The sequence below is a fragment of the Sutcliffiella sp. NPDC057660 genome, assembly GCF_042800035.1.
In the GTDB taxonomy this organism is placed as follows: Bacteria; Bacillota; Bacilli; order Bacillales; family Bacillaceae_I; genus Sutcliffiella_A.
Genome location: NZ_JBHVHV010000010.1, coordinates 23,808 through 31,467 on the forward strand (window position 1 = coordinate 23,808; position 7,660 = coordinate 31,467).

The 7,660-nt window shown below is 46.0% G+C and carries 5 protein-coding genes and 1 other annotated feature; all 5 genes read right to left on the bottom strand.

Annotation, left to right across the window (positions count from 1 at the left end):
- Positions 1-3: 3 nt before the first annotated feature.
- The 5 genes from ACFVAD_RS12705 to ACFVAD_RS12725 all read right to left on the bottom strand — a co-directional run bounded on the left by ACFVAD_RS12705 (position 4) and on the right by ACFVAD_RS12725 (position 7,295).
- A complete protein-coding gene (locus tag ACFVAD_RS12705) occupies positions 4-270 on the bottom strand; it encodes an IreB family regulatory phosphoprotein (protein WP_224838413.1) in 267 nt (88 codons plus the stop codon).
- Between the two features lie 77 nt (positions 271-347).
- Positions 348-2,981 (bottom strand): alanine--tRNA ligase, encoded by a 2,634-nt coding sequence (alaS, locus tag ACFVAD_RS12710; RefSeq protein ID WP_386640390.1) that lies wholly within the window; start codon positions 2,979-2,981, stop codon positions 348-350.
- A 54-nt stretch (positions 2,982-3,035) separates the two neighbouring features.
- Positions 3,036-3,248, bottom strand: a binding site (T-box leader).
- Positions 3,249-3,290: 42 nt separating this feature from the next.
- On the bottom strand, positions 3,291-4,349 hold the full coding sequence (locus ACFVAD_RS12715) for an AI-2E family transporter (RefSeq protein ID WP_386640393.1): 1,059 nt from the start codon (positions 4,347-4,349) through the stop codon (positions 3,291-3,293).
- A 57-nt stretch (positions 4,350-4,406) separates the two neighbouring features.
- Positions 4,407-5,759 (bottom strand): aspartate aminotransferase family protein, encoded by a 1,353-nt coding sequence (locus tag ACFVAD_RS12720; protein WP_386640853.1) that lies wholly within the window; start codon positions 5,757-5,759, stop codon positions 4,407-4,409.
- A gap of 69 nt (positions 5,760-5,828) precedes the next feature.
- Positions 5,829-7,295 carry a CoA-acylating methylmalonate-semialdehyde dehydrogenase gene (locus tag ACFVAD_RS12725; protein ID WP_386640396.1) on the bottom strand — a complete coding sequence of 489 codons (1,467 nt, stop codon included), beginning with the start codon at positions 7,293-7,295 and terminating at the stop codon, positions 5,829-5,831.
- Between the last annotated feature and the right edge of the window lie 365 nt (positions 7,296-7,660).

Genomic DNA, 7,660 nt, shown 5'->3' on the forward strand with positions numbered 1-7,660 from the left:
GTACTACTCCTTGCGATGCTGGTTTAGATAAGACTTCACTAATTCTTCGATTAGCTCGTCCCTCTCAATTTTCCGTATTAATGATCTTGCATCCTTGTGACGTGGAATGTAAGCTGGGTCACCAGAAAGGAGGTAGCCGACAATTTGGTTGATCGGGTTGTACCCTTTCTCTTGTAATGCATCATGTACTGTCGTTAATACTTCATTTACATTTGCTTCCATTGTTTCTTCCTGGAAGTTGAACTTCATAGTTTTGTCAAAGGAGCTCATGGTATGCACCTCTCTTTTAGACTTCTTTAATCTGCTTGTAAATTGTTACCTTTATTGTACACCAATTTTCAACAATGTTAAACGGATTTTATACATTCTTCCACAGATTGTAGCGCCTGATCGACTTGTTCCGGGTTTTTTCCGCCAGCTTGAGCCATATCAGGACGGCCGCCACCGCCTCCGCCGCAACGGGTTGCCACTTCTTTTACGATTTTTCCGGCATGGTGGCCCTTTTCAATTAAATCTTTTGTTACACCAGCAGAAATGTTCACTTTTCCATCCTGTACACTTGCAAGTACTATGATAGCAGAACCAAGCTTGGTTTTTAAATCGTCCACCATTGTACGGAGATTGTTCATATCCGTTCCTGCCACTTTACTTACTAGCATGGTCACTCCATTTACTTCCTTCGCTTTGTCAGAAAGACTGGATGCTTCAATGTTTCCAAGCTTAGCAGCAAGGGATTGGTTTTCTCTTTGAAGCTCCTTCATATCAGAAAGAAGAACATCGATTCTGCTTCCTACTTCCTGAGGCTTCGTTTTCAGTTTGGCAGCAGCATCCTTTAAAAGCTGCACCTGATCATTCAATAGACGGTACGCGCCTTCGCCAGTCACAGCTTCCATACGGCGTGTTCCTGCACCGATACCAGATTCAGAGACGATTTTGAATAGGCCGATTACAGAGGTGTTCTGTACATGGCATCCACCACAAAGCTCAAGGCTGTAGTCGTCCACCTGCACCACACGTACGATGTCACCATATTTTTCGCCGAATAATGCCATTGCTCCCATCGCTTTTGCTTCTGTAATGGACTTGTTTTCAATGACAACATCCAGATTCGCCCAGATTTTTTCGTTGACGATTCCTTCAATTTTTTCGATTTCCTCCTGTGTTACCTGCCCGAAGTGGGAAAAGTCGAATCGCAGTCGATCTGCCGTTACTTGAGACCCTGCCTGATTGACATGTGTACCCAAAACATCTTTCAGAGCCTGATGCAGGATATGTGTAGCTGTATGGTTTTTGATGATTTGCGCACGGTTGTTTGCATGCACTTCCGCCTTAACGGTCTGCTCTCTGTTCAGTACACCTTCTTCAACAAGGATGGAATGAAGGTTCTGGCCGTTTGGAGCCTTTTGAACGTCCTTTACAAAGCCTCTTCCGCTTTCTCCAGCAATATATCCGTGGTCCGCTACCTGTCCACCGCTTTCTGCATAGAACGGCGTTTCGGAAAGGATGACCTGCACTTCTTCACCTGCTTCGGCGGAATCAACAAGCTCCCCATTTTTCACGATAACGGAAATCGTGGATGTAGTGGATAACTGATCGTACCCGACAAACGTACTTTGGGAACGTACTTCACCTAGAACCCCTGATTGAACCTGCATGGAATCCACGTCCTGGCGAGCAGAACGGGCACGTTCACGCTGCATTTCCATTTCCTTTTCAAAACCTGCATGATCCAAGGTCATTCCCTGTTCTTCTACATACTCTTCTGTCAGCTCCACCGGGAAGCCGTACGTATCATAAAGACGGAACGCATCTGCCCCGGAGATGACGTTAAAGCCTTCTTCTTTCGCCTTAGCGATAACAGTGGATAAAATAGCAAGACCATCATTCAATGTCTCGTGGAAACGCTCTTCCTCCGTTTTGATCACTCGTTGGATAAATTCCTTCTTTTCTTTTACTTCCGGGTAGAAGTCGACCATGATTTCTGCTACTACAGGTACTAGGTCATGCATGAACGGACGGTTGATTCCAAGCTGTTTTGCATAACGGACCGCTCTTCTTAATAGACGGCGCAACACATAACCGCGACCCTCATTGGATGGCAGGGCTCCGTCGCCTACAGCGAATGTTACAGTACGGACATGATCGGCGATTACTTTGAATGCCACATCTTTATCATTCTCCATTCCGTATTTCTCACCTGATACACTCTCTGTTGCCTGGATGATCGGAATGAACAGGTCAGTATCAAAGTTTGTCGGAACGTCCTGAATAACAGAAACCATACGCTCCAAACCCATACCTGTATCAATGTTTTTCTTCGGCAGCGGTGTGTAGGTGCCATCAGGGTTATGGTTGAACTCGGAGAATACAAGATTCCATATTTCCAGATAACGCTCATTTTCCCCACCAGGATATAGCTCAGGGTCGTTCTCGTCATTTCCGTAGGATTCCCCGCGGTCATAGAAGATTTCGGTGTTAGGACCACTTGGACCTTCCCCGATATCCCAGAAGTTCCCCTCGAGACGGATGATTCTTTCTGCAGGAATTCCTATTACTTCATTCCAATAACGATATGCTTCTTCGTCTTCCGGATGGATGGTCACGGAAAGTTTTTCAGCTTCAAAGCCGATCCACTCTTTGCTCGTAAGAAACTCCCATGCCCAGTCGATTGCTTCTTTTTTGAAGTATTCTCCAATGGAAAAGTTCCCAAGCATTTCAAAGAATGTGTGATGTCGGGCTGTTTTCCCTACATTTTCAATATCGTTGGTACGAATCGATTTTTGTGCGTTGCATATGCGTGGGTTTTGCGGAATCACTCTTCCGTCAAAATACTTTTTAAGTGTTGCCACCCCACTATTGATCCATAAAAGGGAAGGATCTTCATGTGGAACAAGTGATGCACTTGGTTCTACAGAGTGTCCTTTTTCTTTGAAGAAATCTAAAAACATTTGTCTGACTTGCGCAGAAGTTAAGTGTTTCATTTCGATATATCCTCCTTTTTCTTTTGTAAAAAAACAAAAAACTCCCGTCCCCAAAACAGGGACGAGAGTGTATTCTCGCGGTACCACCCTGATTATGACAGGACTGGCCCATCATCTCTCAGATGCTTTAACGGTGCAAACCGGCAGGATTTTACCCCGCACTCCGGATTAGCTTTCTGCAACTCTTCTTCCTGGAATCCTTTCAGCCTGAGGAATTCCTCTCTATTAGGAAGGGCTTTAGCATACTTGATCCTTCTTTGAATTAAAATATGTAGATGTAAAGATTATATGCAACAGTCTCCCTGTTTGTCAATGCTTGATAAAATGACTGCTGATATGAGTGATCGTCACTTTTAAAACAGCAAAAACAGGGACAGCCAAAATCAGTCCGACAACACCGGCAATTTCACCCCCGATCAAAAGGGCAAGGATGATCAGAACCGGATGTATATGCAGACTCTTCCCTACTATCAGAGGGGACAGTATATTACCTTCTACGAACTGTAATCCGAAGATAATGATAATGACAAGGAAAACCATTTTCACCGATATGGTGGCAGCGATAATGATAGCCGGAAATGCACCGATTACCGGTCCAAAGTAGGGGATGATATTGGTTATCCCGATAATCACACCCAGCACCAAGGGATATCGCATGCCGGTAAGCCACAAACTGACCGTTGCAAGGAGTCCTATTATGATACAGACCGTCAATTGCCCCCTGATATAGCTGCCAAGTGATTGGTCGACATCATGCAGAAAGGCCATTCCAGGTTTTCGCCATTTTCTTGGAGTCAGGTACCAGACCGTCTTTTTCACCTGGTCATAATCCTTTAAAAGGTAGAACACGATAAACGGAATGACAATGAGAATAAAGAAAGAATTCAGGATCCCCTTTAATCCTGCAATCACTTTTACAAGGAGGCTTGAAAGCATATCTTCAAATTCCGAAAATGTCTGATCCACCTTTTCGTGAATACCGTCCGGCCAGGTGGATGTACTGGTATGGATCTGCTTGATCCAGTCGCTGTATGTCTGTGCAAGCTTTGGGAAGTTTTCGGACAGCTCCCATAATTGATCGATGATGACCGGGATGCCCTTGTACCCTAGCCATCCGATTCCGCCAAAAAACAACAGGTAAATGATCAGGATGGCAACCGGCCTTGGCAAGCCCCGGTTGTGCGTATATTCGACCACCGGATGCAGCAGGTATGTAATAAAAACACTGATAAAAAACGGGATGCTTACAGTCAGGATGATTCTTAGTATCGGAGTCCAGAACGGGCTCAGCTTCATCCATACATATAAAATGATCATAACGAGTAGAAGTGTACCTAGGCGTAAAAGCCATTTCCACTGATTGTTCAAGCGAAACGCCTCCTACTCGTTATTGTCTATTTAGTTTTCAATTATTATGCAGTCCTTTTAATCAAGAGCGAGAATAGATTCCGAGACTGTCTTAATAATAAACTGCAGGTCCTCATCCTCAATGGAGAGAGGTGGCGCCAAGGTCAGGACATTATTGTACCCCGCAACAGTCGCACCGTTCTTCCCAATGATAAGACCTTTTTGCTTGCAGCTGGCAATGACACGATTGATTTTATCCAGTGAGATGGGTTCTTTGGTGTCTCGATCGGAGACCAATTCAATACCTACAAGCAGCCCCTTTCCACGGACATCTCCGACAAACGGGTGGGTAGAGAGTCTAGATTTCAACTCACCAAGCAGGACTTTCCCTTTTTCAGCTGATCGTTCAATCAATTTCTCATTTTCCATGATCTCGAGATTCTTCAACGCAAGAGCGCAGGATGCAGGGCTCCCCCCAAAGGTGTTTACATGACGGAAATAGTCATATTCCTCCGTCCCTTTGAACTTCTCGTAGATTTCCTTTTTGACGGCTGTTGCGGATAATGGAAGATACGCACTTGTTATCCCCTTTGCCATGGTGATGATATCCGGTTTCACATCATAGTTCATGAAGCCGAATGGCTTGCCTGTCCGGCCAAAGCCGCAGATCACTTCATCCACAATGAGTAGGGCACCGTGCTTTTTGCAAACCTCACTGACAGCTTTCATGTAGCCATCCGGTGGTGTCAGGATCCCTCCACCCGTAATGATCGGCTCCATAATCATGGCGGCTATCGTCTCACTCAGCTCCCATGTCATAGCCTGGTCGACATCCTTTACACTCCTGAGCTGCATCGGATCTGCGGTTATCGGCTCCTCCATGCGGTAGGTGTCAGGCGGCGGGACATGGACAAATCCAGGTGCCAGCGGTTCGTATTTGTACTTTCTCTGCGCCTGTCCAGTGGCCGCAAGCGAACCCATCGTATTGCCATGATAGGACCTGTACCTGGACACGATTTTATAGCGGCTATGGTCGCCGCATTGCAGATGATACTGCCTTGCAATTTTGAAGGCGGTCTCGTTCGCTTCCGATCCGCTGTTGGAAAAGAAAATAACATACTCATCATTGAGCCATTCATTCAGTTTCTCAGCAAGCTTGATGGCGGAAACATGACTTTGTGTCAATGGGAAGTAGGCAAGCTCCTTCAACTGCTCGTATGCCGCTTCAGCAAGCTCGGTGCGTCCATATCCAACATTTACGCACCATAGTCCCGACATGCCGTCCAGATACCTTTTTCCATCCACATCCGTCACCCAGGCACCCTTCGCCTCCTTCACCACCATCGTCCCCTGTGGACTATAAGGCTTCATGGAATGCCATACATAACGCTCATCACTAGCCAGCAAATCCTGCTCATGCGCCTGATCCATCCGAACCAAAGCAACCACACCTTTCTGAAAGGGGCCTGACCCCTTTTTACATTTATTGGATTATCGCCTTTAAAAGTCGAATCTGGAAGTGATCATTTTTTTGCGGGTATAGAAGTTCAGCCCATCTTTTCCGTTGACATGAAGGTCTCCATAGAAAGAATCTTTCCATCCAGAGAATGGGAAAAACGCCATTGTTGCGGGTACCCCGACATTGACCCCGATCATCCCGGCATCCGCCTCTTCCCTGAACTGCCGCACAGCCTTTGCATCCTTAGTATAGATGGTGGCTCCGTTACCAAAACGGGACTTTTCAATGTGTGAAAGTGCCTCATCAAGATCACTAGCTCGCAACAAACTCAGTACAGGAGCAAAGATTTCCTCTTTTGCTATCGTCATGTCAGGTTTTACATGATCAAAAATGGTAGGTCCGAGATAGTTTCCTTCTGTCAGATCTTCCATCTCCTTTCTGCCATCCCGCAAAAGGGTAGCACCTTCTGCCACTCCCTGTTTGATGTAGCCAATCACTTTTTCCCTGTGACTATCGCGAATAACAGGAGTCAGCAACACTTCCTCATCCATCCCATTCCCGATCGACAAGGCATCCGCCTTCACTCTCAGCTCCTCGACAAACTTATCGTTGTCACCCACCACGACTACCGCACTGCATGCCATGCATCGCTGTCCTGCACTACCGAAGGCTGATGTTAATATATGCTGTGCAGCCTTTTCGATATCACAGTCCGGCATGACCACATGATGATTTTTTGCTCCCGATAGCGCCTGAACCCGCTTCCCGTTTGCCGCTGATCTTTCATACACATATTTTGCAACCGGCTGCGATCCTACAAAGGAAATGGCTTTCACATCCTCATGATCAAGCAGGCCATTGACCACATCATGCGCCCCATGGACAATATTCAACACCCCATCCGGTGCTCCGGCCTGGGTGAACAGCTCCACTAAACGATTAGCCAGCAGCGGCGTCCTTTCGGATGGCTTCAGTACAAAAGTATTCCCGCAGGCAATTGCAAGAGGGAACATCCACAAAGGTACCATCATCGGGAAATTGAATGGTGTAATCCCTCCGACCACCCCAAGCGGATAACGATACATGCTCGAATCTATTTCTTCGGCGATATTTGCCAAGGTTTCCCCCATCATCAGGGTAGGTGTTCCTGCGGCGAATTCAACACACTCCAAGCCCCGCTGCACTTCTCCGTATGCCTCTTTAAATGCCTTACCGTTCTCTGAAACAATCAGCTTGGCGAGCTCTTCGTGACGTACCGTTAATAGGTGGTGGTATTCATACATGATGCGTGCCCGTTTCGGGACAGGGACATTCCGCCATGTTTGAAAGGCGGCTTTGGCAGCCTTGACTGCATCCTCTACATCCTCTTTGGTCGAGAATGGAACCTTTGCCAGGCATTCCTTTGTTGCAGGGTTTTCGACATCAAAAGTTTCCGAACCTCTGGAGTCCACCCACTTCCCGTTAATATAATTTTGTAGTACGACCGTATCCTTTGACGTTGTTGTCATCAGAGTACCTCCTGTTTTTTGAATTTTTAGAACTTATGCCTATTATCTGATAAAATTGCAAGGCTTTCATTAGACAAAATGTAAAACTTAATGAAGAATTCTTTCCACATTTTGAATACATAGGGTAAGCTTTTTTATGTGGAAGTGTGGAGTTTGGATTGCATGGGAAATTGAACTTCGTTGGTGAGAGGAGAAACTCTTTATTTGCTCTCTGAGGGAAAGGCTCGTCATCGACCTTATGATGAGCTTTTTACTTGCTTTCGAGATGCAAAAAGCCCGTCATCGAACTTATGATGAGCTTTTTACTTGCTTTCGAGATGCAAAAAGCCCGTCATCGACCTTATGATGAGCTTTTCACTTACTTT